22 protein-coding genes are annotated in these 25,050 nt (G+C 59.8%); 13 read left to right on the top strand and 9 right to left on the bottom strand.

The window, feature by feature from the left end; translation table 11 throughout:
- The first annotated feature begins 41 nt into the window (after nucleotides 1-41).
- A complete protein-coding gene (gene yrfG / locus PMI28_RS23710) occupies nucleotides 42-704 on the top strand; it encodes a GMP/IMP nucleotidase (protein ID WP_007983192.1) in 663 nt (220 codons plus the stop codon).
- 154 nt (nucleotides 705-858) lie between these two features.
- Here the strand turns inward: yrfG and lysM are convergent, their stop codons facing one another.
- Nucleotides 859-1,299, bottom strand: a complete 441-nt coding sequence (lysM, locus tag PMI28_RS23715) for a peptidoglycan-binding protein LysM (protein ID WP_007983190.1) — start codon at nucleotides 1,297-1,299, stop codon at nucleotides 859-861.
- Nucleotides 1,300-1,427: 128 nt separating this feature from the next.
- On the opposite strand from lysM, the gene PMI28_RS23720 reads away from it, so the two are divergent.
- The 4 genes from PMI28_RS23720 (at nucleotide 1,428) to PMI28_RS23735 (ending at nucleotide 6,436) form a co-directional block, all read left to right on the top strand.
- Entirely contained in the window at nucleotides 1,428-2,315 is an 888-nt protein-coding gene (locus PMI28_RS23720; protein ID WP_007983189.1) for a LysR family transcriptional regulator, read from the top strand.
- 92 nt (nucleotides 2,316-2,407) lie between these two features.
- A complete protein-coding gene (gene fdhD, locus PMI28_RS23725) occupies nucleotides 2,408-3,247 on the top strand; it encodes a formate dehydrogenase accessory sulfurtransferase FdhD (protein ID WP_007983187.1) in 840 nt (279 codons plus the stop codon).
- The gene (locus tag PMI28_RS23730; protein ID WP_007983185.1) at nucleotides 3,244-5,592 is read left to right on the top strand and encodes an FdhF/YdeP family oxidoreductase; all 2,349 of its coding nucleotides are present in this window, start codon (nucleotides 3,244-3,246) and stop codon (nucleotides 5,590-5,592) included. The genes fdhD and PMI28_RS23730 overlap by 4 nt, the downstream gene beginning before the upstream one ends.
- A gap of 355 nt (nucleotides 5,593-5,947) precedes the next feature.
- Complete coding sequence (locus PMI28_RS23735) at nucleotides 5,948-6,436, top strand: glycine zipper domain-containing protein (RefSeq protein WP_007983183.1); 489 nt, start codon at nucleotides 5,948-5,950, stop codon at nucleotides 6,434-6,436.
- Between the two features lie 66 nt (nucleotides 6,437-6,502).
- Here PMI28_RS23735 and PMI28_RS23740 read toward each other — a convergent pair whose 3' ends face one another.
- The 3 genes from PMI28_RS23740 to PMI28_RS23750 form a co-directional block, all read right to left on the bottom strand.
- On the bottom strand, nucleotides 6,503-6,925 hold the full coding sequence (locus PMI28_RS23740) for an acyl-CoA thioesterase (protein ID WP_007983181.1): 423 nt from the start codon (nucleotides 6,923-6,925) through the stop codon (nucleotides 6,503-6,505).
- Between the two features lie 178 nt (nucleotides 6,926-7,103).
- Nucleotides 7,104-8,330, bottom strand: coding sequence for a 3-hydroxyacyl-CoA dehydrogenase (locus tag PMI28_RS23745; protein WP_007983179.1), 1,227 nt, complete (start codon nucleotides 8,328-8,330; stop codon nucleotides 7,104-7,106).
- Between the two features lie 218 nt (nucleotides 8,331-8,548).
- Nucleotides 8,549-10,483 (bottom strand): RecQ family ATP-dependent DNA helicase, encoded by a 1,935-nt coding sequence (locus tag PMI28_RS23750; protein ID WP_007983177.1) that lies wholly within the window; start codon nucleotides 10,481-10,483, stop codon nucleotides 8,549-8,551.
- Nucleotides 10,484-10,997: 514 nt separating this feature from the next.
- Between PMI28_RS23750 and PMI28_RS23755 the strand changes: the two genes are divergently transcribed.
- The 3 genes from PMI28_RS23755 to PMI28_RS0128320 all read left to right on the top strand — a co-directional run bounded on the left by PMI28_RS23755 (nucleotide 10,998) and on the right by PMI28_RS0128320 (nucleotide 12,513).
- Entirely contained in the window at nucleotides 10,998-11,336 is a 339-nt protein-coding gene (locus tag PMI28_RS23755; protein WP_007983175.1) for a hypothetical protein, read from the top strand.
- 230 nt (nucleotides 11,337-11,566) lie between these two features.
- Nucleotides 11,567-11,863 carry a hypothetical protein gene (locus PMI28_RS23760; protein ID WP_007983173.1) on the top strand — a complete coding sequence of 99 codons (297 nt, stop codon included), beginning with the start codon at nucleotides 11,567-11,569 and terminating at the stop codon, nucleotides 11,861-11,863.
- A 293-nt stretch (nucleotides 11,864-12,156) separates the two neighbouring features.
- Nucleotides 12,157-12,513 carry a DUF1493 family protein gene (locus PMI28_RS0128320; RefSeq protein WP_033063114.1) on the top strand — a complete coding sequence of 119 codons (357 nt, stop codon included), beginning with the start codon at nucleotides 12,157-12,159 and terminating at the stop codon, nucleotides 12,511-12,513.
- Nucleotides 12,514-12,649: 136 nt separating this feature from the next.
- On the opposite strand, the gene PMI28_RS23765 is transcribed toward PMI28_RS0128320, so the two are convergent.
- The 3 genes from PMI28_RS23765 to PMI28_RS23775 form a co-directional block, all read right to left on the bottom strand.
- Nucleotides 12,650-14,191 carry a phosphoenolpyruvate carboxykinase gene (locus PMI28_RS23765; RefSeq protein WP_007983170.1) on the bottom strand — a complete coding sequence of 514 codons (1,542 nt, stop codon included), beginning with the start codon at nucleotides 14,189-14,191 and terminating at the stop codon, nucleotides 12,650-12,652.
- Between the two features lie 180 nt (nucleotides 14,192-14,371).
- The gene (gene hslO / locus PMI28_RS23770) at nucleotides 14,372-15,274 is read right to left on the bottom strand and encodes an Hsp33 family molecular chaperone HslO (RefSeq protein WP_007983169.1); all 903 of its coding nucleotides are present in this window, start codon (nucleotides 15,272-15,274) and stop codon (nucleotides 14,372-14,374) included.
- A 228-nt stretch (nucleotides 15,275-15,502) separates the two neighbouring features.
- A complete protein-coding gene (locus PMI28_RS23775; RefSeq protein ID WP_007983167.1) occupies nucleotides 15,503-15,907 on the bottom strand; it encodes an RNA-binding S4 domain-containing protein in 405 nt (134 codons plus the stop codon).
- Between the two features lie 216 nt (nucleotides 15,908-16,123).
- Between PMI28_RS23775 and rimB the strand changes: the two genes are divergently transcribed.
- Together rimB and rimK are read left to right on the top strand one after the other, a co-directional pair.
- Complete coding sequence (gene rimB / locus PMI28_RS23780) at nucleotides 16,124-16,603, top strand: retropepsin-like aspartic endopeptidase RimB (RefSeq protein ID WP_007983163.1); 480 nt, start codon at nucleotides 16,124-16,126, stop codon at nucleotides 16,601-16,603.
- Nucleotides 16,600-17,505, top strand: a complete 906-nt coding sequence (gene rimK / locus PMI28_RS23785; protein WP_007972871.1) for a 30S ribosomal protein S6--L-glutamate ligase — start codon at nucleotides 16,600-16,602, stop codon at nucleotides 17,503-17,505. Before rimB ends, rimK begins: the two co-directional genes overlap by 4 nt.
- 165 nt (nucleotides 17,506-17,670) lie before the next feature.
- Here rimK and PMI28_RS23790 read toward each other — a convergent pair whose 3' ends face one another.
- Complete coding sequence (locus PMI28_RS23790; RefSeq protein WP_007983159.1) at nucleotides 17,671-18,984, bottom strand: ATP-binding protein; 1,314 nt, start codon at nucleotides 18,982-18,984, stop codon at nucleotides 17,671-17,673.
- A 115-nt stretch (nucleotides 18,985-19,099) separates the two neighbouring features.
- Nucleotides 19,100-19,840: an osmolarity response regulator transcription factor OmpR gene (ompR, locus tag PMI28_RS23795; RefSeq protein WP_007983158.1), complete on the bottom strand. Its 741-nt coding sequence runs from the start codon at nucleotides 19,838-19,840 to the stop codon at nucleotides 19,100-19,102.
- Nucleotides 19,841-20,201: 361 nt separating this feature from the next.
- Between ompR and PMI28_RS23800 the strand changes: the two genes are divergently transcribed.
- The 3 genes from PMI28_RS23800 (at nucleotide 20,202) to gshA (ending at nucleotide 24,798) form a co-directional block, all read left to right on the top strand.
- A complete protein-coding gene (locus PMI28_RS23800) occupies nucleotides 20,202-22,526 on the top strand; it encodes a Tex family protein (protein WP_007983156.1) in 2,325 nt (774 codons plus the stop codon).
- Nucleotides 22,526-22,909 carry a PaaI family thioesterase gene (locus tag PMI28_RS0128315; RefSeq protein ID WP_007983154.1) on the top strand — a complete coding sequence of 128 codons (384 nt, stop codon included), beginning with the start codon at nucleotides 22,526-22,528 and terminating at the stop codon, nucleotides 22,907-22,909. The genes PMI28_RS23800 and PMI28_RS0128315 overlap by 1 nt, the downstream gene beginning before the upstream one ends.
- Before the next feature lie 305 nt (nucleotides 22,910-23,214).
- On the top strand, nucleotides 23,215-24,798 hold the full coding sequence (gene gshA, locus PMI28_RS23805; RefSeq protein ID WP_007983153.1) for a glutamate--cysteine ligase: 1,584 nt from the start codon (nucleotides 23,215-23,217) through the stop codon (nucleotides 24,796-24,798).
- Nucleotides 24,799-25,050: the final 252 nt, after the last annotated feature.

Raw genomic sequence — 25,050 nt, 5'->3', positions numbered from 1 at the left:
TTGTTTATGCCAGATATCTTTCTACCGCCCGAGACTTTGCCATGCCTTCATTACCGTGGTCCGACATCGATACCGTTCTGCTGGACATGGACGGCACGCTGCTGGATCTGCATTTCGACAACCACTTCTGGATGGAGCATTTGCCCCGGCGTTACGCCGAACTGCACGGGGTCAGCCGGGCCATGGCCGAGATGGAGTTGCAGCCGTTGTTCGAGCGCAATGCCGGCCAGTTGCAGTGGTACTGCCTGGACTTCTGGAGCGCCGAATTGAAGCTGTCGGTGCGCGACCTGAAACTGGAAACCGCGCACCTGATCGCCCTGCGCCCGGATGCCGACACCTTTCTGGCAGCGATCAAACGGGCCGGCAAGCGCGTGGTGCTGATCACCAATGCCCATCGGGATGCGCTGTCGTTGAAGCTGGAAAAAATCGAACTGGCGCCCTACTTCGAACGCCTGATCAGCTCCCATGACTACGGCTTCCCCAAGGAAAACCCGCAATTCTGGGATGCGCTGCAAGCCGATATCGATTTCGATCCGGCGCGCAGCCTGTTCATCGACGACACCTTGCCGATCCTGCGCAGCGCACGGGACTTTGGCGTGGCGCATTTGCTGGCCGTGCGCGAGCCGGATAGCCGCAAAGGGCCGAAGGACACCGCGGAGTTTGCAGCGGTCGGGGATTATCGGGATTTGATTGCGGGGCTCTGAAAAGACGCAGTCACTGTGGCGAGGGAGCTTGCTCCCGCTCGGCTGCGCAGCAGTCGCAATTCAGCTGACGCGATCTATCTGAAAGAACGCATTGCCCGAATTGGGAGCGCTTCGCACTCCAGCGGGAGCAAGCTCCCTCGCCACAGGTTTTGTGCTATTCAGGAATCCGCAACGACTGCCCCGGATAGATCTTGTCCGGGTGCGCCAGCATCGGTTTGTTAGCTTCAAAAATCTTGTTGTACTGGTTGGCACTGCCATATACGGCCAAGGATATCGCACTGAGGGTGTCGCCCTTTTTCACGGCCACGAAACGTGCGGCAGCAACTACAGGCCCGGTCACAGCGATCTGATCATCCACGCTGCCAACCCCGGCGATGTTGCCCACCGCCAGCAGGATCTTCTCCTTCTCTTCCTGGCTCGCCACTTCGCCGGTCACCGTGACCTTGTCACCATCGACCGTCGCCTGCACATTCGGATTGCCCAGCCCGACCTTGCTGATGTGCGCCTTCAACTGCTCACTGGCATTGGCGTTGCCCGGCGTCAGCAAATCCAGCAGTTTTTCGCCTGCTTCTTTCACAAAGCTCAAAAGACTCATGGTGCACTCTCCTTGGGGTTCGGGTTCCAGACGCCAAAGCCTAGACCACGACCGTTACCTGCGATTCCAACCCGACCAATGACCCCGCTTGCGATAGAATCCGCACCTTCCCGCATCCTGGAGCGAAGATGGACATCAAGCAGCTGAAATTCCTCATCGCGCTCGACGAAACCCGCCATTTCGGCCAGGCCGCCGCACGCTGCCACATCACCCAGCCGACCCTGTCCATGCGCCTGCGCAGCCTCGAAGAAGAGCTCGACCTGCCGCTGGTCAATCGCGGCCAGCGCTTCGAAGGTTTCACCGCGCCGGGCGAGCGGGTACTGGCCTGGGCACGCACCGTTCTGGCAGCCTACGACGGCTTGTACGCCGAAGCGGCAGCCTGTCGCGGCAATCTGGTCGGTACGTTGCGGCTGGGTGTGGTGCCGCTGTCGAGCTTCGATCCGCTGCCGCTGTTGCAACACCTGCATGCCGAGCACCCGAACCTGCGCTTCGAACTTTCGGCGCTGAGTTCGGAACAGATACTCGAACAACTGGCGAACAATCGTCTGGATCTCGGCGTGTCGTATCTGGAGCGCCTGGACGCCGAACGCTTCGACTCGCTGACCTTCAGTGAAACCCGCATGGGCCTGCTCTACGACCAGCGCTTTTTCACCTTTGGCGAGGCACCGCTGAGTTGGGAATCGTTGATTGAACTGCCACTGGGCATGCTCACCAGCGGCATGCACTTTCGCCAGTCCATCGACCACAACTTCCACAGTCGGGGCCTCAACCCGCAGCCTATGTTGCAAACGGATGCCGTCCATCAACTGTTACAAGCTGTGCACGGCGGCCTGTGCTGCGCCGTGATGCCATCGGACGGCGGCCTCGAAGGTCTGACCGATCATCTGCGCCTGCAACCGATCGAAAACGCCCAGACCCTAGGCCGGCTGGGGCTGATCATGCGTCGCAGCGCGCCACGCTCGGCCTTGGCGGAGGCCTGTTTCGCGATTTATCAGCAATCGCTGATCGGTGCCTGATCGACGGCATCTATCGGTAGATCAGTAATAGCGATTAGACGCGACAAGTTGCCGCGCCTAGTCTTAAAGCTGATCAAACCGTCGGTGATGCCATGAACACCAAGCGCCCAGCCTGCGCGGCGCCTGCCCTCGAAACACCCGCGCCCGCGGCCAGCCAGACGTACAGCTACAGCAACCTCGAGCACTCGGAATCAGCCAGCACCGCGCTGGCCGAGGAAGTGGCGCTGGCGATCGCCTACAACGGCATCAGCCAGGCCGTCATGCTGGTGACACCGACCGACCTCGAAGACTTCATCGTCGGCTTCAGCCTGGGCAGCGGCATCATCCAGGACGCCACGGACATCTATGACCTGCAACTGAGCGGCTCTGGCTCGGCGCAATACGCGCAAGTGACCATTGCCAACCGCGCTTTCTGGAACCTCAAGCAGCAGCGTCGGCAACTGGCCGGTACCAGTGGTTGCGGGCTGTGCGGCGTGGAAGCGGTCGAACAGGCTTTGCCGGACCTTCAGGTATTGCCCGGTGCCCCGTTGCCGCCGGTCGAATGGCTTGTTGGCCTGCGCGAACGCATCGGCGCCTTCCAGCCCTTGGGCCAGCATTGCGGCGCGGTGCATGCGGCAGTGTTCATGAATGACAAGGGCGAGTTGCTGCTGGGCCGCGAAGACATCGGTCGGCACAACGCCCTCGACAAGCTGATCGGTGGACTTGTCCGCCAGAACATCCCGACCGCGGGCGGCCTGGCGATTGTCACCAGTCGCTGCAGCCTCGAATTGATCCAGAAAGTCTTGCGCGCAGGCATCCAGACCCTGGTCAGCCTGTCGTCGCCCACGGGCCTTGCCGTGCAATGGGCCCGTCGCCACAACCTCAATCTCATCCATCTGCCACAGAAGAATGCGCCGCGGGTCTACAGCCCAACGTTGGAGAATCAAGCGTGAGTCAACACCGTCAAGCCGACCAGAAACCCGTCCCTCGCTACAAGCCCTACAAAGGCCCGGCCGGCGGCTGGGGCGCACTGATCAGCGTGGCCCAGGCCTGGTTGACCAGCGACAACGCACTGAAAAACCTGCGCATGATGCTCAAGACCAACAAGAACGGCGGCTTCGACTGTCCCGGTTGCGCCTGGGGTGACTCTCAGGAAGGCGGCATGGTGATGTTCTGCGAGAACGGCGCCAAAGCGGTGAACTGGGAAGCGACCAAACGCCGTGTTGATGCCGGGTTCTTCGCCAAACACAGCGTCACCGCGCTGCTGGAACAAAGCGACTACTGGCTCGAGTATCAGGGCCGCCTGACCGAGCCGATGAGCTACGACGCCGAAACCGATCGCTACAAACCGATCAGTTGGGACGATGCCTTCGCGCTGATCGCCAAACACCTGAACGGCTTGTCGAGCCCGGATCAGGCCGAGTTCTATACCTCGGGGCGTGCCAGCAACGAAGCGGCTTTTCTCTATCAGCTGTTCGTGCGCGCCTATGGCACCAACAACTTCCCTGACTGCTCGAACATGTGTCACGAGGCCAGCGGCGTTGCGTTGTCGCAAAGCGTCGGTGTCGGCAAAGGTACGGTGACGTTCGACGACTTCGAACACGCCGATGCGATTTTCGTCTGGGGCCAGAACCCCGGCACCAACCACCCGCGCATGCTCGAACCGCTGCGTGAAGCGGTGAAACGCGGCGCTCAAGTGGTGTGCATCAACCCGCTCAAGGAGCGCGGCCTGGAACGTTTCCAGCACCCGCAGCACGCGATCGAAATGCTTACCAACGGCGACAAGCCGACCAACACTGCGTTCTTCCGCCCGGCTCTGGGCGGTGACATGGCGATCATGCGCGGCATGGCCAAATTCCTTTTGCTGTGGGAGCGCGATGCGCAGAAAACCGGCGCCCCGGCAGTGTTTGACCACGACTTCCTCAATGAACACAGCGCCAACGTGCTGGAGTACCTGGCGACCATCGACGACACCCCATGGGAGCAGATCGTCGAGCAGTCGGGCCTGACGCTGGTAGAGATCGAACAAGCGGCACGCATGTACGCCAGGAGCAAGAACGTCATCATGTGCTGGGCCATGGGCATCACCCAGCATCGCCATTCGGTGGCGACCATCCAGGAACTCGCCAACCTGATGATGCTGCGTGGCAACATTGGCCGGCCGGGGGCCGGTCTTTGCCCGGTGCGTGGTCACAGCAACGTGCAGGGCGACCGGACCATGGGTATCAACGAGCGCCCACCCGTGGCTTTCCTCGATGCACTGGAGCGCCGTTTCCAGTTCAAGGTGCCACGCCACAACGGGCACAACGTAGTCGAGGCCATTCATGCGATGGCTGAAGGCCGGGCGAAAGTCTTCATCGGCCTCGGCGGCAACTTCGCCCAAGCCACGCCGGACAGCCCGCGCACCTTCCAGGCGTTGCAAAACTGCGACCTGACCGTGCAGATCAGCACCAAGCTCAACCGCAGCCATTTGACCCACGGCAAGGACGCGCTGATTCTGCCGTGCCTGGGCCGCACCGACATCGATATCCAGACCGAAGGCCCGCAAGCGGTGACCGTCGAAGATTCGTTCAGCATGGTCCATGCCTCTAACGGTCAATTGCAGGCGTTGTCGAACCAGATGCGTTCGGAACCGGCGATCCTGGCCGGCATCGCCGCCGCAACCCTGGGCAACCATCCTGTGGACTGGAACTGGCTGGTGGCCGATTACGGCCGCATCCGCGACCTGATCGCCGAGACCATTCCGGGCTTCAAGCACTTCAACGAGAAAATCAAGAATCCCGGTGGTTTCTATCTGGGCAACAGCGCCGGCGCACGCAAGTGGAACACCGCCTCGGGCCGGGCCAATTTCCGCCCGAATGTGCTGCCAAAAGACCTGGTGCACGAACGCACCCGCGCCACGGGTGTGTTGCCGGACCTGATCATGCAATCGATGCGTTCCCACGATCAGTACAACACCACCATCTATGGCCTCAACGACCGTTATCGCGGCGTGAAAGGTCAGCGGGACGTGTTGTTCGTCAACGAAGCCGACATCATTCGCCTGGGCTTCAGACCGGGGCAGAAGGCGGACATCGTTTCGCTCTGGGACGATGGCATTGAACGTCGGGTAAAAGGCTTCACGCTGCTGGCGTTCGATATCCCGGCCGGGCAAGCGGCGGCCTACTACCCGGAAGTGAATCCGCTGGTGCCACTGGAAAGCACCGGCGATGGCAGCCATACGCCAACGTCGAAGTTTGTGGCGATTCGTTTGGAAGCGGCGAGTGAGACCGGGTTAATCATGGCCAAGTCTGCGTAACACTTCGCCTGAGCCGGCCTCTTCGCGAGCAAGCCCGCTCCCACATTTGATCTTCAGCGAACACAAAATTTGTGTACGGTAGAGATTCAATGTGGGAGCGGGCTTGCTCGCGAATACGGTAGATCAAGCAACAAATTTTCCGGATCCAGCACTTTCCAATCGCCCACAAAAAAGGCCGTTTTCTCATGAAAACGGCCTTTGCGAAGTAGTAACAGACCGGCAAAAAAACGTTAAGTTCCGCCCAAAAAACAGCAACTTGCAATATTGTATACAGGTCGTGTTATTCGTCGGATTTCGATTGTCACGCCCATTCCAGAGCCTCAGGATCGCGCCGTCATCCCCTTGAGGTTCCTCCATGAAGTTCTCCTCGATTCTCTTGTTGTCCCTTGGCCTGGTCAGCGGTATTGCGTCTGCTGGCGGCACCACCGAAGCCGGTGTAGGCGGCGCATTGGGCGGGGTTCTGGGCTCGGTCGTCGGCCAGTCGTTAGGCGGCAATACAGGTTCCACCATCGGCGCGGCCCTGGGCGGTGCGGGTGGTAGTGCCGTCGGCGCAAACAAACACAGCCGTGGTGAAGCAGCCCTTGGCGGTGCGTTGGGTGCCGCGGGCGGTAACGTGGTCGGCCGCAGCATGGGCGGCACCAGCGGCAGCCTGATCGGCGCCGCAGCAGGCGGCGGCGCCGGTGGCGCGCTGGGTAACTACATGGGCAAAGAGTACGATGATGAAGACGGCGATCGTCGTTCGTATCGCGACCATGGTGATCGTCGTTACTACCGTGACGGCCATCCGGGTCGCGGCCATGCCTATGGCCATCGCAAGCACCACCACAGGTACTACCGCGACTAAGGCCTCGAGCGCCTTGCCGGTGAGCACATCAAAAATCGCAGCCCAAGGGCTGCGGTTTTTTTTGCCTTACTGAACCACCAGACGCTGCAGCGCTCCGCGCAACCCTGCTGGAATCGCCACGGGTTGATTCGACACCCGATCGACAAACACATGCACGAAGCGCCCTGCCGCACAGGCTTCGTCTTCCCCTTGCTTGAACACTGCCAGTTCGTATTGCACCGAGCTGTTGCCCAACTTGCCCACCCGCAGACCGATCTCGATGCGATCCGGGAAGGCAATGGAAGCAAAGTAATCACAAGCCGAGCTCACCACGAACCCCACCACCTCACCGTCATGGATATCCAGGCCGCCGACTTCGATCAGGTAGGTATTCACCGCCGTATCGAAGAAGCTGTAATAGGTAACGTTGTTGACGTGACCGTAGGCGTCGTTGTCGTGCCAGCGGGTGGTGATGGGCTGGAAGTGGGGGTAGTCGGTGCGTTGGGGCATCAGCGTTGGTTCCTGAGTAGGTTCGCCAGTCTAAGGCGAAAACCGCGTTATCGTTCTTCGCGAGCAAGCCCGCTCCCACATTTGATCTTCGGCGAGCACAGATTGTGTGTGTGTACGACCGATATTCAATGTGGGAGCGGGCTTGCTCGCGAAGGCGCCCTTACAGGCACCCCGTCAATCAATGGTCGGCAACCCCCTTGCCGGCCGCCGCCAGCTCACCAATCAACCGCGCCGGTTTCCAGTGATCGCCCTGACGCGTCTCAAGGTCCATCAAGCGCCGATGAATATCCGCCAACCCTTGCTGATCGGCCCAGGCCATCGGCCCGCCCTTGTCCGCCGGGAAACCGTAGCCATTAAGGTAAACCAGATCGATGTCATGAGCTGACCGGGCAATACCCTCCTGAAGGATCTTCGCGCCCTCGTTGACCAATGCCAGCAAGCAGCGTTCCAGAATTTCTTCCGGGCCGATCTCGCGACGCTGGAACCCCAGCCCTTGGCTGACGGCCAGCACCAATGCATCCACCTGTGGATCATGTTCGGCCTGGCGACTGCCCGGCTCATAGTGGTAATAACCATTGCCACTCTTCTGGCCAAAACGCTCCATTTCGCACAGTCGGTTATCCACCTGAACTTCCGGCGCATCCTGCCCGACACCGGAGAGTTGCCGCGCGCGCCACTGCAGGTCGACGCCAACCACGTCGAACATGCGGAACGGCCCCATGGCGAAACCGAAGCCTTGCAGTGCCGCATCCACTTGATAGGGATAAGCCCCCTCCAGCAGCATTTTGCGCGCCTCCAACACGTAGGTATTGAGCATGCGATTGCCAATGAAGCCGTCGCAATTACCCGCCACCACACTGACCTTGCCCATGCGCTTGCCCAACGCCAGTGCAGCCTCGATGACTGCCGGTGCAGTCTGGGCACCGCGGACGATTTCCAGCAATTTCATGATGTGCGCCGGGCTGAAGAAGTGCAGCCCCAGAACCTGCTGCGGCCGGTGTGTGACCGAAGCAATGGCGTCGATATCCAGCGCCGAAGTATTGCTGGCCAGAATGGCTTCGGGTTTGAGCAGGCCATCGAGCTCGCGGAAGATTTTCTGTTTGAGCTCAAGGTTTTCGTACACCGCTTCGATGACCAGGTCGACATCGCGGATGGCCGTAAAACCTTCTGCCGCCGTAACACGCGCGACACGGGCATCGGCTTCGCGCTGGTCAATCCGGCCCTGGCGCACGTTATGGGCGTAGGTGTCCGCCACGGTGGCCAGCGCTTGCTCCAGCATTTGCGGGTTATTGTCGACCCACTGCACGGCCACTCCGGCGTTGGCCAGGCACATGACAATGCCACGGCCCATGGTGCCCGCGCCGATGACGGCGGCGCGCTGAATACTCGACGGTGTCTGGCTCATGTTGTGTTCTCTTGTTGGCGATCCGAAGACAACCACCACCTTAGTCAGCCAGTGGATTTTTTTGAAATTTATTCCTGTGATGAGCAACATTCAGCGGATGGATGTGCCCCCAATCTCTGTGGGAGCGGGCTTGCTCGCGAAGGCAATCAATCATTCAACAGTGATGGTGCCTGACCCACCGCCTTCGCGAGCAAGCCCGCTCCCACATTGATCGTGTTTCAACCGAGCATATGTTGCTCGGCCCAACTGCGCACCGCGGCATACGGATAATCTTCCAGCGCTGCAAAACCGGGAATCGACCGTGCCTTGAGTTTGGTGAATAGCGGTACGCTGATCCCGCACAGAAACCGTGTCACTCGCTCAGCCGAGGGCACGTTGCCTGTGTGCTGCTCGTGCCTGTGGATAAAATCGCCACATAGCGCCCCGAAGTTTTTATCCACAAGCGCCGGCAACTCCGGTGGTGCGGGCAACCGAGCCACTTGTCCGTGACACACCGAACAATGCCCGCATTGCTGCGGTGCATTGTGGTCGCCGAAATACTCGGCCAGGCGATAACCCAGGCAATGGTCGGTGGCGAACAGATCCAGCATCGCGTGAATCCGCGCAATCTCGGTTTGTTCATGCCGAGTGAAATACCCGTGCAATTCTTCACTCAATGCAACACTGTCGAAACCACTTTGCAGCACGCCGTAGACCTCGGTCATCTGCTTGCTTTCCAGTTCGACCCATCCCTTTTCCTGAAAGTAATCCAGCGCCTTGACCACCCGACTGCGCTCGGCCTGGTGCTGCTCATACAACGCGTCGAAATTCACCGTGGCCCAGGTCCGTGCACGGCTGGAGGTCTGGATAATCGCAGCGACGAAATCCCTGCGCTCGCCTTCGAAACGTGCCAGCAGCGCTTCGGGTTCCTGCAAATATTTGAAACGGTACTCGGCGTAGTACGCGTAGCGCGGGGCGATCAACCCGCGCAATTCGAGTTGTACCAGCAAGGTCTTGAGCGGCAACTGACGAATGTTGCTTTGATCCGCCAACGGCCCCAGAAGGAACTCCCATTGTCCTTCGGGTGCGACGGCGCGTATCTCGTCGAGCACATTGCGGATGCCGTCCAGCTCGGGCGTGTCGCCGTAGACGAAGTTCTCCAGCACATTGAGGCTGTCGCGGTTGGCCAATACCAGGCAGTCCGACGGCTGACCGTCACGCCCGGCGCGGCCGATTTCCTGGCTGTAGTTCTCGATGGATTTGGGTAGGTCGAAATGCACCACGTTACGGATGTCACTCTTGTCGATGCCCATGCCGAAAGCGATGGTAGCGACAATGCAATTGGACTGTCCGCCCATGAAACGCTTCTGGATACCTTCGCGCTGATCGTGGGGTAAACCGGCGTGATAGGCCTCCGCTTGAATACCATTGCGGTTCAGGTGTTCGGCGATGTGTTCGGCGGTTTTCTGCAAAGTGACGTAGACGATGCTCGGCTGGCCGGGTCGCTCGCTCATCCACTCTACGAGACGTCGGCGCTTGTCCTGGCCGCGCACCGGCTCCACCAGCAAATTGAGGTTGGGTCGATAGAAACCGGTGGTCACGACATCGTCCGCGGCGATGGCGAATTTCGTCTGCATATCCGCAATGACTTTGGGTGTCGCTGTAGCGGTCAGCAGCAACACCTGCGGGATGTTGAACTGGCGCTGGTAATCGGGAAGCTTGAGGTAATCCGGGCGGAAGTTGTGGCCCCATTCCGAGATGCAGTGCGCCTCGTCCACCACCAGCAGCGAGATCGGTACTTGCTGCAGGAAATGGCGGAAACGCTCGTTCTTCAGACGCTCCACCGAGATCATCAGAATCTTCAACTCGCCGGATTTGGCGCGAGCCATGACGTCGCTGGCGTCATCGCGGCTTTGCGCCGAATCGATACTGCCAGCGGCAATGCCATGGCGCTGCAGGAACGCCAACTGATCCTGCATCAGCGCCAGCAACGGCGAGACCACCAGCGTCAGGTGTGGAAGCAACACTGCCGGCAACTGATAACAGAGGGATTTGCCGGAGCCGGTAGGGAAAATCGCCGCCGCCGAACGCCCGGCCAGCACGGCACTGACGGCGGCTTCCTGACCAGGTCGAAACTGTGGATAACCGAAAACCTGTTCCAGGGTGTTGTGCATAAGCTGTCACTCCGTTGACCGCTGCGATGAGCAAAGCCTAGCCGGCGATTGCAGCGCGTCGAGAAAAGGTCGGGGGCAAAAACGATACGGGATGATACAGCGGATGGGCGCCTTTCAGATCGCCTTCGCGGGCAAGCCCGCTCCCACACCGATCCATGCCGTCCACAGGCTTGAGTACGACGCAAAAAACTGTGGGAGCGGGCTTGCTCGCGAAGAGGCCGGCACAATCACCTCAAACCCGAAATACCCGACAATTTCTGAAGCACTGTTTACCGAGATATGCTGCACAAAGACTGACAACTCTGTAGGCGTTTTTACCTTCAGCCGTTTCGTCGCCCACCCCCCAGACAATGCGTAGTCCCCGTCCTCAGAGCACGATAAACACCCTACAAAACCTGTCCATCTCAGCCGTCTTGTCCCGCTACGCCACGCCCTCCTATAGTTGCCGGCGCGGCTGAAAACAGTGTCTCGGCCTGCCGGAAACACTTGCCGATTTCGCACAGGACCCACCTGGATGGACAACCCCGACTCTCTGACAAATCGCTATCACCCACTCAAATCCCGCTACAGCGAAACCCCGGTGCTGGTCATCGATACCGAGGCCGACCCTTTCGAAATCCTCGACGCCGCCCGACAACGCATCCGCGCCGCCAGCGACCTGCTCGAAACCCTTTATTGCACGTGTTTCAAACAGGCCGAAGCGAGCGACCTCCCCAAGATCGTCAGCGCCCTGTACCTGCTGACCCAGGACGGCAACGACCTGCTCGACATCGCCCGGCAGCGCTTGCCGAAACACGTTGCTTGCCCCACCACAACTCCCTGTGGGAGCGGGCTTGCTCGCGAAAAACGATAACGCGGTCCCGTTGAGGCCATATAAATGCAAGAAAATTCACTGTGGATAACTCCGTCAGCAACGACCTATGGAAGCTTCGGCAAGGTCCTACATAAGAAGACACCTTGTCGGCTATCGACGACCAGAGACTCACACCTATAGTCCGGGCTGTCGCTGCCAAATCAGCGACTCGGGCTTGGTCACCTGAAAAGAGAGAATTCATCATCCCAACTGAATAGAGGTGTTCTTCAGTGACCACATTAAATCCATTTCCGAAACGCTACCGCCCGCTCGAAACCAACCTCACCGACACCCCGCCCCTGATCATCGACACAGAGGCCAACCCCCAAGACATCCTCGAAGCCGCCCTCCAGCGCATCCGGGCCTCCAGCGAGCTGCTGCAAACCCTGCACTGCCAAAGCTTCAAGGACGGCGATGTCGAAGACATCCCGCACATCACCCACGCCCTCTACCTGCTAACCCAGGACGGCTGCGACCTGCTCAAGGTTGCCCAGCAACGCATGCTCAACTGGAAAGCCCCCGCCTGACGTCGACTGAAGATCAGTTCCCATGTTCTGCGTGGGAACGATCAAAACAACGAGATTTGCTCCAAAGGACAAAATGCGAGGAAAGCCGCCATCGAGCGCAGGAGATAACCATGAGCAAATTTTTTAATGAGCTAATGGAAAGCGTGCAACAGATGAACGAGATCCTACGGGATGAAAGTCAGCCTTCCCCGCGACCTGAAAACATTGAGCCCGGAAACAATCAAGTCAGTCGCTCCTTCCTCTCGCGATCGGCAACCAATAAGATCCGACCAAGCCCAACCGGACACCCCGCAATGAACCTCGCCCCCAACTTCCCGGACGACCACGCCATGCAACTGCTCATGCAGTTGCTGCACGAAGAACTCGGTCTGCCCGAACGCAAAACCATCAGCCTCAACACCTCGATCAACTTTGATCTGGGCTGCGAAGGCGCTGATGCTCGGCACCTGATGGAAGCACTGGAAGAACAGTTCGCCATCGACTTCGTCGACTACGACGCCTATCGCTACTTCCAGCCTGAAGGCTTTGATGTGTTTCTCAAGCGACGGGCGAAGGGGCGTGGCGATAAGGTTCCACTGACTATCGAAATGCTTTACCAAGCGATAAAAGCGCAACGCTGGGATACGCGAAAACTGGAAGGGATCAGTTGAGCGCGTAAATGCCATTATTCTGGCCGTTTGAAGCCTTTTCAGCTGGAATAATGGTATCTGCGCCTCACATCGTCCGAATCGCACCCACAAAAAAGCCGCCCCGAGGGGCGGCTTCTTCATTACCTCAATCCAACACTTACAACTTTGGACCAGCAGCCTTGATCGCGTCGCTCACTTCGAACTTCTTGAAGTTCTCGATGAACAGGCCGGCCAGTGCTTTGGCGGCTTCGTCGTAGGCGGCTTTGTCGGCCCAGGTGTTGCGTGGGTTCAGCAGGCCAGTCTCAACGCCCGGTACGGCCAGTGGCACGTCGAGGTTGATGGTGTCCAGGTGCTCGGTCTCGGTACCGATCAGAGCGCCGCTCTGGATCGCTGCGATCACGCCGCGGGTGGTCGGGATGTTGAAGCGTTTGCCGACGCCATAGCCACCGCCGGTCCAGCCGGTGTTGACCAGGTAGACCTTGGAGCCGAAGCCGCGGATGCGCTTGATCAGCAGTTCAGCGTATTCGCCGGCCGGACGCGGGAAGAACGGTGCGCCGAAGCAGGTGGAGAAGGTCGACTTGATGCCGCTGCCCGAACCCATTTCAGTCGAACCCACCAGTGCGGTGTAGCCAGACAGGAAGTGGTAAGCCGCTTGCTCTTCGTTGAGAATCGACACTGGCGGCAGCACGCCGGTCAGGTCGCAGGTCAGGAAGATCACAGCGTTCGGCTCGCCGCCGAGGTTCTTCTCGGAGCGCTTGGCAACGTGCTCCAGCGGGTAAGCGGCGCGGCTGTTCTGGGTCAGGCTGACATCGGCGTAGTCGGCGTGCTTGGCATCGTCGATAACGACGTTTTCCAATACCGCGCCGTGCTTGATGGCTTTCCAGATAACCGGCTCGTTCTTCTCGGACAGGTCGATGCACTTGGCATAGCAACCGCCTTCGATGTTGAACACCACGCCCTCGCCCCAGCCGTGTTCGTCGTCACCGATCAGGTAACGGCTTTCATCGGCGGACAGGGTGGTTTTGCCGGTGCCGGACAGACCGAAGAACAGGGTCACGTCGCCTTCTTCGCCGATGTTGGCGGCGCAGTGCATTGGCAATACGTCGGCAGCCGGCAGCAGGAAGTTCTGCACCGAGAACATGGCTTTTTTCATTTCACCGGCGTAACGCATGCCAGCGATCAGCACTTTCTTCTGTGCGAAGTTGATGATCACGCAGCCGTCGGAGTTGGTGCCGTCGCGCTCTGGCACGCACTCGAAGTTGGCAACGTTGAGGACCTGCCACTCGTCACGACCCGCCGGGTTGTACTGAGCCGGGTTGATGAACAGGCAACGGCCGAACAGGTTCTGCCAGGCAGTCTGGGTGGTCATCTTCACGGCCAGGTAATGCTCGGAAGCCGCACCTACATGCACGTGGGAAACGAAATGCTCTTGCGCGTTGTTGAATGCCTCAACGCGAGCCCACAGGGCGTCGAACTTGTCGGCCGGGAACTTGCGGTTGATCGGGCCCCAGGCGATGGCGCCTGTGGTGCTCGGCTCATCAACGATGAAACGATCGACTGGCGAACGGCCGGTACGGTGACCGGTACGAACAACCAGTGCGCCGGTATCGGCAAGCTCGCCTTCACCGCGGTTGAGGGCTTCTTTAACCAGATCATCAACACTCAGATCGGTGTACACGGCATTATTGGCTTGCGTCATGAGGTTCCCCGTCGGCCAGTGGCCGAGTGCTCCAAACGTTTTTGTAGTAGAAAGTCGTGCACTACTACCGCGAAAAAAGTGGGCCGGATTATGCCAGAAAAGCCCAAAAAAAGTAGGCCCCTCCTGTCGTAACGGCATTAATCCGGCGGTAGCCAGTGAATTTACCTGCGCTGAACCGTTTTAGTGACGAGTATCTGACGGCGTATCGATACCCGCACCGGCGAACAATTGAGTGACATCGGCGGCATCGAACAGGTATTGCTGGTTGCAGAACTGGCAGTCGATCTCGATGTTGCCACCGTGCTCAACCACCAGTTTTTGCGCGTCTTCCATACCCAGACTGACCAGTGCATTGGCCGAACGTTCACGCGAGCAGCTGCAGCGGAAACGCAGCTTTTGCACATCGAACAGACGCACCTGCTCGTCGTGGTACAGGCGATGCAGCACGGTTTCGTTGTCCAGACTCAACAGCTCATCGGCGGTCAGCGTACCGCCCAGCGTGGTGATGTGCTGCCAGCTGGCGGCGCGCTCGTCTTCGTCTTTCAAACGGTCCGCAGGCAGTTGTTGCAGCAACAGGCCACGGGCGCGACGGCCATCGGCGTACAGCCAGAAACGCGTGCCGATTTGCTGGGACATGACGAAATAGTTGGTGAAGCATTCGGACAGGGTGGTGCCGTCGAGGTCGACAATGCCCTGGTAGCGCTGGCCCTGTTTCGGGTCGATGGTCAATGCCAGGACACCATCGGGCATCAGGTCGGCCAGGGTGGCATCGGGAGCGATTCGGTCCGCGTCGTAACGGGCCAGGCCACGGATGTCGCGCTCGCTGGAGCACTCGATCATCAGCAGCGGGATCGGGCCTTCGGAACGGGCCTGCAGAATCAACAGTCCATCGAACTTCATGGTGCCGACCAGCAACGAAGCGGCTGCCATCAGCTCGCCGAGCAGTTGCGCGACCGGCTGCGGGTAGGCGTGTTTGGCCAGGACTTCGGCGTAGCTGAGCTCCAACGAGACCAGCTCGCCACGGGTGTCGCTGTCATCGAAGATGAAGCGTTGGGTGAAGTCATTATCCGGTAGGTCAGTCATAAGTCTGGGTATCTGAAGTGGTGACAAAAGTGATTACAGAATTCGAGGTTGCGCTTTGGCCATAGCGTCTTGCTGTCTGGTTATGGCTTACAGGCCGGCGACTGTGTGCGCTTTACGACGAATGGCACTGCCGATGGCTCATGTAGGGTAGGCGAATTACCCCATATGGCTACGCGCAAGCACAATTACAAGTCTTCGCCTGTTTGAGTGATCGACGGACACGGTCAATCATTCGTTGCTGCTACCACGAAACTTGAACAGATCCCGCCGCTGTTTCTTGCTCGGTTTGCCATCGGTGCTCACGCCCAGAGCGCCTGCTTTACGCTCGGCGGCGGCGTTTTCGCGCTTGGCGATGCTGGCTTCAGTTTCGGCGTACAGCAGCTGCGCCTCCGGTGCGCCACGGCGAACGATCGACAACGCCTGGACCACCACCGTGCGCTCATCGAAACCGGTGCGAATCACAAACTCATCGCCGACACGTGGCTCTTTACCCGGCTTGCAACGTTCACCCCGACAATGCACCTTGCCGCTTTCAATCGCCGCCTTGGCCAAGGCGCGGGTTTTGTAAAATCGTGCAGCCCACAACCATTTATCGAGGCGGACTTTGTCGTCCTCTTCGTTTTTTTGTGCCATGGAATTTCCTCATTCTGAAATATTGGTGAACTGTACTACCGTTTCTGTCGTGCCAAGAATTACTCCGTCCCGGACTACAATGCTGACATTCCATAACCTCCTTGCGAGGCTGGAAATACGGGCCGTAGATATCTGTCGCCTTTTAACCATTATTCTGCGTGAATACCGCGAATTCGGCCGCATGCGGTCGGAGCGGTTTCTACCGGTTGAGCACTTTTGAAGACATTTGACCATTTGACCGTTGTCGGTCTGCGCGAGTGGGTGGCGCTCCCGGATTTGGGAGTCGCGGGCCTTCGGGCAAAAATCGACACCGGTGCCAGTACCTCAAGCCTCCACGCTACCGAAATCGAGCCATTCGAGCGCGACGGCGAACAGTGGGTGCGCTTCACCGCGCACCTGGGCTCCGTCGTGCAACTGCGTCACCGGCGCTGCGAAGCGCCGCTGGTGACGATGAAAACCATTAAAAGCTCAAACGGTCACGCGCAGGTGCGATACGTGATCAGCACCACCCTGGCCCTCGGTGACCGGGTCTGGCGGGTCGAGTTCACACTCGCCTGCCGCAAGTCCATGCGTTATCGCCTGCTGCTCGGTTCCAAAGCCCTGATCCACGGCCAGTTGGTGGTCAATCCGGGCATCAAGTATGTACAAGACAAGCCGGTGTTCCCGGTATCTACCTCCTCCACAGGTGTTGCATGAAGATCGCTGTGTTGTCGCGCAATCCGCGTCTGTATTCCACCCGCCGCCTGGTCGAAGCCGGTACCGAGCGTGGCCATGAAATGGTGGTGGTCGACACCTTGCGCGCCTACATGAACATCGCCAGCCACAAGCCGCAGATCCACTACCGCGGCAAACCGCTGGAGGGTTTCGACGCGGTGATTCCACGGATCGGTGCGTCCGTGACGTTCTATGGCTGCGCGGTGCTGCGCCAGTTTGAAATGATGGGGGTATTTCCGCTCAACGAATCGGTGGCCATTGCCCGTTCGCGGGACAAGCTGCGCTCGCTGCAATTGCTGTCCCGCCGCGGGATCGGTTTGCCGGTTACCGGGTTTGCCCACTCCCCCGATGACATTCCCGACCTGATCGAAATGGTCAACGGTGCGCCGTTGGTGATCAAGGTGCTGGAAGGCACCCAAGGCATCGGCGTGGTGCTGTGCGAAACCGCCACAGCCGCAGAATCGGTGATCGAGGCGTTCATGGGCCTCAAGCAGAACATCATGGTTCAGGAGTACATCAAGGAGGCTGGTGGCGCAGACATTCGTTGCTTCGTCGTCGGCGACAAGGTGATTGCGGCAATGAAGCGCCAGGCCAAACCCGGCGAGTTTCGCTCCAACCTGCATCGCGGTGGCAGCGCGAGCCTGATCAAGATCACTCCGGAAGAACGCATGACGGCGTTGCGCGCAGCCAAGGTCATGGGGCTGGCGGTGGCAGGCGTGGACATCCTGCGCTCCAATCACGGGCCGCTGGTGATGGAAGTGAACTCGTCACCGGGGCTGGAAGGGATCGAGACCACCACTGGCAAGAATGTCGCAGGGATCATCATCGAGCATCTGGAGAAAAATGGCGGGCCGAATATGACGCGGACCAAGGGCAAGGGTTAACCCGACTCGGTCGCCTTGTGGCGAGGGAGCTTGCTCCCGCTGGAGGCCGGAGGACTCCCGATTCCGGCAACCGTGTTGTTTCATTGAATCACGGTTGCCTGGTTTTGCGGCGGCTACGCAGCCGAACGGGAGCAAGCTCCCTCGCCACAAAGGCCTCTGTGTTTGCTAAACAGCATCCCGCGGCAACATCAACCCCAACGGCAACCGCACCCGCGCTTCCAGTCCACCGCCCGAGCGGTTGCGCAGTTCAACGTTGCCGCCATGCATCGAAGCAATCCGCTTCACGATTGCCAATCCCAACCCGGTACCCTTGCCACCCCGGGCACGGTCACCGCGGGTGAACGGGTTGAAGATCGCTTCCAGTTCCGACGGATCAATACCGGCGCCACGGTCCATGACACTCAGCACCACATACGGTGCGGCGGTGTCACCCGAGACATACGCTGCCACTTCCACACCGCTACCGGCATGATGCAGCGCGTTACCGATCAGGTTGTTCAGCAACCGCTTCATCGATACCCGACGCAGCGGAAACGGCTGGATAGGCTCCAGACGCAATCGCACTTTTTCTTCGGTCTGGTTATATGGCGCGGCGACTTCGCGAACCAGGTCGCTCAGGTCAACCTCCTCCACCGATTCGTCACGCCCGTCGCGAATGAACGCCAGGAACTGATCGAGAATGGCGTCCATGTCTTCGATGTCGCGCACCATGTCATCGGTCAGGTCGGTGCGATCGCCCATCAGTTCCAGGGACAGGCGCAAGCGTGTCAATGGCGTACGCAAGTCGTGGGATACCCCGGCCAGCATCAATTCGCGCTCTCGACCTGCCTGTTCGACGTCTTCGGCCATCTGGTTGAAGGCGCGGTAAACCTCGGTCATCTCACTCGGCGTATCGCTGATTGGCAGGCGCACGCTACGACCCTGACCGAGTTGCCGTGCGGCATACACCAGGCGCTTCAAAGGTTGATTGAGCTGGCTGACGAAGATCCAGGCCGAAGCGGTGGAAAGCAGACCAATCGCGAGGAACCAGCCCAGCACGTTCCAGATTTTCTGGCCGCGCAACGGATGGGGATAAAGCGGTACTTTCAGCCAGCCATCGCCCAGGCTTGGCGCCCGGACCCACAGCGCCGGTGGCGAATGCATGCGTAACCGGACTTCCGTGTCGGCACCCAGCTCCGCCTGCATCTGCCGCTGGTAGATCTCGCTGTAGGGCCAGTGTTGTTCGCCTTCCGGCACGCCGGCACCCACCACCCGGATCAGGGTCGCGGCTTCGGCGATCTTGCCGCGGTTTTCTTCATCGGCAGCCCAATAGGCGCGCAGCGTCAGGGCGACGCCGTGGCTGTACTGGCGGTCCACCAGCACGTCTTCGTTCATCAGTAGATAAACCAGGGTCAGCGCCTTGGAGAACAGTACGACGATCAGCACCAGCCAAAGGGTGCGGGAGAAGAAGCTCTGGGGGAACCAAACGGGGGTTTTCATGGATAACCGTTAAACACTTGCAGGAGCGAGCGATGCTCGCATATTGCGGATCGCGAGTCTGCGGACAGGATCGATTGATCCGTTGTCCGCCTGACCCGCTCCTACAAATCGCCAATCACTTGGTGGCGGTACCATCCGGAACAAACACATAACCCACGCCCCAGACAGTCTGGATGTAACGCGGCTTGGACGGATCGGGCTCGATCATCCGGCGCAGACGGGAAATCTGCACATCGATGGAACGCTCCAGGGCATCCCACTCGCGGCCACGGGCCAGGTTCATCAGTTTGTCGCGGGTCAGCGGTTGACGCGCGTTCATCACCAGGGCCTTGAGCACTGCGAATTCACCGGTGGTGAGCATGTGCACTTCTTCGCCGCGCTTGAGTTCGCGGGTAGCCAGGGACAGCTCGTAGTCACCGAAGGTCACGCTTTCGTCTTCGCTGCCCGGAGCGCCAGGCACCGGAGCCGACTGGCGACGCAACACCGCTTTGACGCGGGCCATCAACTCATCCGGGTTGAATGGCTTGGCCAGGTAATCGTCGGCGCCCAGTTCCAGGCCCTTGATACGGCTCAGCTCATCGCCCTTGGCAGTGAGCATGATGATCGGGATCTGATTGTTCGCGCCGCGCAGACGGCGGCAGGCAGTCAGGCCGTCTTCGCCGGGCAGCATCAGGTCGAGGACGACCAGGTTGAACACTTCGCGCGCCAGCAGGCGGTCCATTTGCTCAGTGTTCGGTACAGCGCGGGCGCGGTAGCCCTTGCTGACGAAAAAACGCTCCAGCAGGCTGCTGAGCCCCGGATCGTCGTCAACGATAAGAATTTTTTCGCCTTCAGCAGTTTGTGCAGTGCTGCTCATTGGATGCTCCTTTGATCTCGGCGCGCATTATGGCGTAGCTGCCGTTATACGCACCGTGTGCATTGTTAGCAGATTTTTCCTTTAGTGCCAGAAAACCGGCCACTGCACCGGCAACCCGTGATGCCCCCGAACGACAGAACGCTGGTTATAATGCGCGGCCTTTTGTGTCAGGCAACATCAGACAGGTACTACAGACAGACGCCATTTATTTTCATGGCGTCGGCAGTAATTGTTCGATTTCACGGGTCAACGGGATACCTTTTGATCCAGGTAGCGGCGCAGGCCAGGCCGCTCAACCAGACTCGCCGAGCCCTTATCCTTGCGCCTGCGAGCCTGCTTTCACAATTTGTCAGGTGGTTTTATGGACAGCATCAACAGCCGCATCGCCGAGGAACTCGGCGTACGCCCACAACAGGTCGAAGCGGCCGTCGCGCTACTCGATGAAGGCTCTACCGTTCCCTTCATCGCCCGTTACCGGAAAGAAGTGACCGGCAGCCTCGACGATACGCAATTGCGTCATCTGGAAGAGCGCCTGCGCTACCTGCGAGAACTCGACGAACGGCGCATCAGCATCCTCGCCAGCATCGAAGAGCAAGGCAAGCTGACGCCGCAACTCGAACGCGACATCAAGCTCGCCGACACCAAGACCCGTCTCGAAGACTTGTACCTGCCGTACAAGCAGAAGCGCCGCACCAAGGGCCAGATCGCCCTGGAAGCCGGCCTCGGCGAACTGGCCGACGGCCTGTTCAACGATCCGTCCCTGAGCCCGGAAACCGAAGCCGCACGTTTCATCGACGCGGAAAAAGGCGTGGCCGATGTCAAGGCTGCCCTCGAAGGCGCCAAGTACATCCTGATGGAGCGCTTCGCCGAAGACGCCGGCCTGCTCGACAAGCTGCGCAACTACCTCAAGCAGGAAGCCACCCTCAGTGCCCGCGTCATTGCCGGCAAGGAGGAGGAAGGCGCCAAGTTCCGCGATTACTTCGAACACGACGAACCGCTGAAAAGCATGCCGTCGCACCGCGCACTGGCGATTTTCCGTGGCCGCAACGAAGGCATCCTCAGCTCCGCGCTGAAAGTCGGCGACGAACTGCCGGGCACCATGCACCCGTGCGAAGGCATGATCGGCCAGCATGTCGGCATCCAGAACCAGAACCGCGCCGCCGACAAATGGCTGGGCGAAGTGGTGCGCTGGACCTGGAAGGTCAAGCTCTACACCCATCTGGAAACCGACCTGCTGGGCGAACTGCGCGATGGCGCGGAAACCGAAGCGATCAACGTATTCGCCCACAACCTGCACGACCTGCTGCTGTCGGCCCCGGCCGGCCCGCGCGCCACGTTGGGCCTCGACCCAGGCCTGCGTACCGGGTGCAAAGTGGCCGTGGTTGATGCCACCGGCAAGCTGCTGGATCACGCCACGGTTTACCCGCACGTGCCGCACAACAAGTGGGACCAGACCATCGCGGTGCTCGCCGCCCTGTGCGCCAAGCACTCGGTGGACCTGATCGCCATCGGCAACGGCACCGCCAGCCGCGAAACCGACAAACTGGCCGCCGAGCTGATCAAAAAATATCCAGCGATGAAAATGACCAAGGTCATGGTTTCCGAGGCCGGTGCATCGGTCTACTCGGCGTCGGAACTGGCTTCCAAGGAATTCCCGGACCTCGACGTGTCGATTCGTGGCGCGGTTTCGATTGCCCGTCGTCTGCAAGACCCGTTGGCCGAGCTGGTGAAGATCGATCCGAAATCCATTGGTGTCGGACAGTACCAGCACGACGTGTCGCAGCTGAAACTGGCCCGTGGCCTGGATGCGGTGGTCGAGGACTGTGTGAACGCCGTCGGCGTGGACGTGAACACCGCTTCCGTGGCGTTGCTGGCACGGATTTCCGGTCTCAACGCGACCCTGGCGCAGAACATCGTCAGCCACCGCGACGAGCATGGCGCGTTCAAGACCCGTGCCGCGCTGAAGAAAGTCGCCCGCCTGGGCGAAAAAACCTTCGAACAGGCCGCCGGATTCCTGCGCGTGATGAACGGCGACAATCCGCTGGACGCCTCCGCGGTACACCCGGAAGCCTACCCACTGGTGCAACGCATCGCCGCCGAGACCGACCGCGACATTCGCTCACTGATCGGCGACAGCGGTTTCCTCAAGCGCCTTGATCCGAAGAAATTCACCGACGAAACCTTCGGTCTTCCGACCGTCACCGACATTCTCCAGGAGCTGGACAAGCCAGGTCGCGACCCGCGTCCCGAGTTCAAGACCGCCGAGTTCCAGGAAGGCGTCGAAGACCTCAAGGACCTGCAACTGGGCATGATCCTCGAAGGCGTGGTGACCAACGTGACCAACTTCGGTGCTTTCGTTGATATCGGCGTGCATCAGGACGGTTTGGTGCATATCTCTGCGCTTTCGGAGAAGTTCATCAAGGACCCACGCGAAGCGGTGAAGGCCGGTGACGTGGTTAAGGTGAAGGTCATGGAAGTCGACATTCCGCGCAAACGCGTGGGCCTGTCGATGCGCATGAGCGACACCCCGGGCGAGAAAATCGACGGCGCTCGCGGCGCGCGTCCGGGATCGGCGCCACGCCAATCCCAGAACACCGCACCGCGCAAGGAAACCACGGCTGCAGCCCCGAGCAACAACGCCATGGCTTCGCTGTTCGCCAACGCCAAGCAGTTGAAGAAACGCTGATGGACATTCCCGCCGGGCTGACCGAAAGCGCGTTTTTCAAGCTGCTGGGTTGCCGCTTGCACAGCCTGGAAACCGGGGTGGCGCAAGTCGCCCTGGCGCTAGAGCCCGGGCTGCGCAATCGCGGCGGCAAGCTGCACGGCGGGGCCTTGTTCAGCCTGGTGGACATTGCCATGGGGCTGGCCTGTTCCAGCACCCACGGCTTTGACCAGCAGAGCGCGACCATCGAGTGCAAGATCAACTACATCCGCGCCGTATCCGAAGGCGAGGTGATGTGCACGGCGCGGGTGATCCACCCGGGTCGCCGCACCTTGGTAGTCGAGGCTGATGTGATGCAGGGCGACAAACTGGTCGCAAAAGCACAAGGCACGTTCGCTGTCCTGTAGCTAGTCGTCATCAAATTGAGTTAATTTCGACGCTGTGATCGCAGCGTCGAGCTTTTCTGTGGGAGCGCCTGTGGCGAGGGGGCTTGCCCCCGTTTGAGTGCGAAGCACTCACAATATCTTGGAACATCAGAGATTTTGGGGCTGCTTCGCAGCCCAACGGGGGCAAGCCCCCTCGCCACAGGCCCGCTCCCACATTGATTGCGGCGAGTTCCAAAACCAGGCGAAAACGCCAGTTTTAACTTCACCCTTGTAGACCGTCTTGCCCACCCCCATATTGGGGCGACTGACGCGTGAAGGAATCCAACTTGAGCGAACTTCTCAACCGCCGCCTGGCTCTGCTCGGCGAGCGCGCTAACCTCTCTCTGCTCGAACAGTGCCTTCACGGCATCGAACGTGAATGCCTGCGCGTGACCGGCGAAGGTCGCCTGGCGCAAACGCCGCACCCGGAAGAATTGGGTTCCGCGCTGACAAACGAACAGATCACCACCGACTACTCCGAGTCGCTGCTGGAGTTCATCACTCCGGCCCTGCCCGACCCGGCGGATACGTTGGCGAGCCTGGACAGGATTCATCGCTTTGCCTACAGCAAGCTCGGCAACGAGTACCTGTGGAGCCCATCGATGCCGTGCCCGTTGCCGGCCGAGGAAGACATCCCGATCGCCTATTACGGCACGTCCAATATCGGGCAGCTCAAGTACGTGTACCGCAAGGGCCTGGCCCTGCGTTACGGCAAGACCATGCAGTGCATTGCCGGTATCCACTACAACTTTTCCCTGCCGGAAAAACTCTGGCCGTTGCTCAGGCAGGCCGAAGGCTTTGTCGGCACCGACCGCGATTTTCAGTCGTCGTCCTACATCGCGCTGATCCGCAACTTCCGCCGCTACAGCTGGCTGCTGATGTACCTGTTCGGTGCTTCACCTGCGCTGGACGCCGGATTCCTGCGGGGGCGTTCGCACCAGTTGGAACAACTGGACCCGCACACCTTGTACCTGCCGTACGCCACCAGCCTGCGCATGAGCGACCTGGGTTACCAGAGCAACGCCCAGGCCGGCCTGACGCCGTGCTACAACGATCTGAACAGCTACACCGACAGCCTGCGCAAAGCGGTGGCCACGCCGTATGCACCGTACGTCGAAGTCGGCACCCACCAGGATGGCGAGTGGGTACAGCTCAACACCAACATCCTGCAGATCGAAAACGAGTACTACTCCAACATCCGTCCGAAACGCGTGACCTACACCGGTGAACGCCCTATCCAGGCACTGATGGCCCGTGGCATCCAGTACGTCGAAGTACGCTGCCTGGACATCAACCCGTTCCTGCCGATGGGCATCGACCTCACCGAGGCGCGTTTCCTCGATGCATTCCTGCTGTACTGCGCCCTCAATGACAGCCCGCTGCTGACCAACACTAGCTGCGGCAACGCGACCTCGAACTTCCTCAGCGTGGTCAAGGAAGGTCGCCGTCCGGGCCTGCAATTGCAACGCGACGGGCATCCGGTTGACCTGAAGGAATGGGCGGGTGAGCTGCTGGAAAAAATCGCGCCGCTGGCGGCGATGCTCGACCAGAGCCATGGCGGCGATGCCCACAGCAAAGCGCTGGATGCCCAGATGGCCAAGGTCCAGGACCCGTCCCTGACGCCGTCGGCGCAGGTGTTGGCGGCGATGGCCGAGCACAAGGAGAGCTTTGCCCAGTTCTCCCTGCGCCAGAGCCAGGCCCATGCCGAGTTCTTCCGCAGTGAGCCGTTGGCAGCCGAGGAACAAACCCGGTTTGAAGAACTGGCACGTTCATCGCTGGCTCAACAGGCTGAGCTGGAACAGAACGAGGTTGGTGATTTCGATGTGTTTGTCGGGGCGTACCAGGCGAGCATTCTGGCAATCAGCAACTAAAAACGAACCTTTGTGGCGAGGGAGCTTGCTCCCGCTCGGCTGCGCAGCAGTCGCAAGTGCAGTGGCCGTGTTTAATCTGACACAACATCACTGCTGGATTGGGAGTCCTTCGGCCTCCAGCGGGAGCAAGCTCCCTCGCCACAAAAAGCGGTACGCGGTAACGCCCGTCTAAATTCTTCCCCTCATAAGCTAATTCGAAAAAGTTATTTATTTTCGAATTCTTAGATCATTTAGTCTCTTTCTCATGCCGAC

The sequence above is a fragment of the Pseudomonas sp. GM48 genome (assembly GCF_000282335.1).
In the GTDB taxonomy this organism is placed as follows: Bacteria; Pseudomonadota; Gammaproteobacteria; order Pseudomonadales; family Pseudomonadaceae; genus Aquipseudomonas.
This window is presented reverse-complemented; position numbering and strand designations above follow the sequence as displayed.

Excerpts from the sequence above, each read along its gene's own strand:
- PMI28_RS0128315 (WP_007983154.1), top strand. The coding sequence starts at position 22,526 with ATGGACATTCCCGCCGGGCTGACCGAAAGCGCGTTTTTCAAGCTGCTG.
- PMI28_RS23800 (WP_007983156.1), top strand. The coding sequence starts at position 20,202 with ATGGACAGCATCAACAGCCGCATCGCCGAGGAACTCGGCGTACGCCCA.
- fdhD (WP_007983187.1), top strand. The coding sequence starts at position 2,408 with ATGAACACCAAGCGCCCAGCCTGCGCGGCGCCTGCCCTCGAAACACCC.
- rimK (WP_007972871.1), top strand. The coding sequence starts at position 16,600 with ATGAAGATCGCTGTGTTGTCGCGCAATCCGCGTCTGTATTCCACCCGC.
- yrfG (WP_007983192.1), top strand. The coding sequence starts at position 42 with ATGCCTTCATTACCGTGGTCCGACATCGATACCGTTCTGCTGGACATG.
- hslO (WP_007983169.1), bottom strand. The coding sequence starts at position 15,274 with ATGACTGACCTACCGGATAATGACTTCACCCAACGCTTCATCTTCGAT.
- PMI28_RS23765 (WP_007983170.1), bottom strand. The coding sequence starts at position 14,191 with ATGACGCAAGCCAATAATGCCGTGTACACCGATCTGAGTGTTGATGAT.
- PMI28_RS23735 (WP_007983183.1), top strand. The coding sequence starts at position 5,948 with ATGAAGTTCTCCTCGATTCTCTTGTTGTCCCTTGGCCTGGTCAGCGGT.
- PMI28_RS23720 (WP_007983189.1), top strand. The coding sequence starts at position 1,428 with ATGGACATCAAGCAGCTGAAATTCCTCATCGCGCTCGACGAAACCCGC.
- PMI28_RS23750 (WP_007983177.1), bottom strand. The coding sequence starts at position 10,483 with ATGCACAACACCCTGGAACAGGTTTTCGGTTATCCACAGTTTCGACCT.
- PMI28_RS0128320 (WP_033063114.1), top strand. The coding sequence starts at position 12,157 with ATGAACCTCGCCCCCAACTTCCCGGACGACCACGCCATGCAACTGCTC.
- ompR (WP_007983158.1), bottom strand. The coding sequence starts at position 19,840 with ATGAGCAGCACTGCACAAACTGCTGAAGGCGAAAAAATTCTTATCGTT.
- PMI28_RS23745 (WP_007983179.1), bottom strand. The coding sequence starts at position 8,330 with ATGAGCCAGACACCGTCGAGTATTCAGCGCGCCGCCGTCATCGGCGCG.
- lysM (WP_007983190.1), bottom strand. The coding sequence starts at position 1,299 with ATGAGTCTTTTGAGCTTTGTGAAAGAAGCAGGCGAAAAACTGCTGGAT.
- PMI28_RS23740 (WP_007983181.1), bottom strand. The coding sequence starts at position 6,925 with ATGCCCCAACGCACCGACTACCCCCACTTCCAGCCCATCACCACCCGC.
- PMI28_RS23755 (WP_007983175.1), top strand. The coding sequence starts at position 10,998 with ATGGACAACCCCGACTCTCTGACAAATCGCTATCACCCACTCAAATCC.
- PMI28_RS23775 (WP_007983167.1), bottom strand. The coding sequence starts at position 15,907 with ATGGCACAAAAAAACGAAGAGGACGACAAAGTCCGCCTCGATAAATGG.
- PMI28_RS23790 (WP_007983159.1), bottom strand. The coding sequence starts at position 18,984 with ATGAAAACCCCCGTTTGGTTCCCCCAGAGCTTCTTCTCCCGCACCCTT.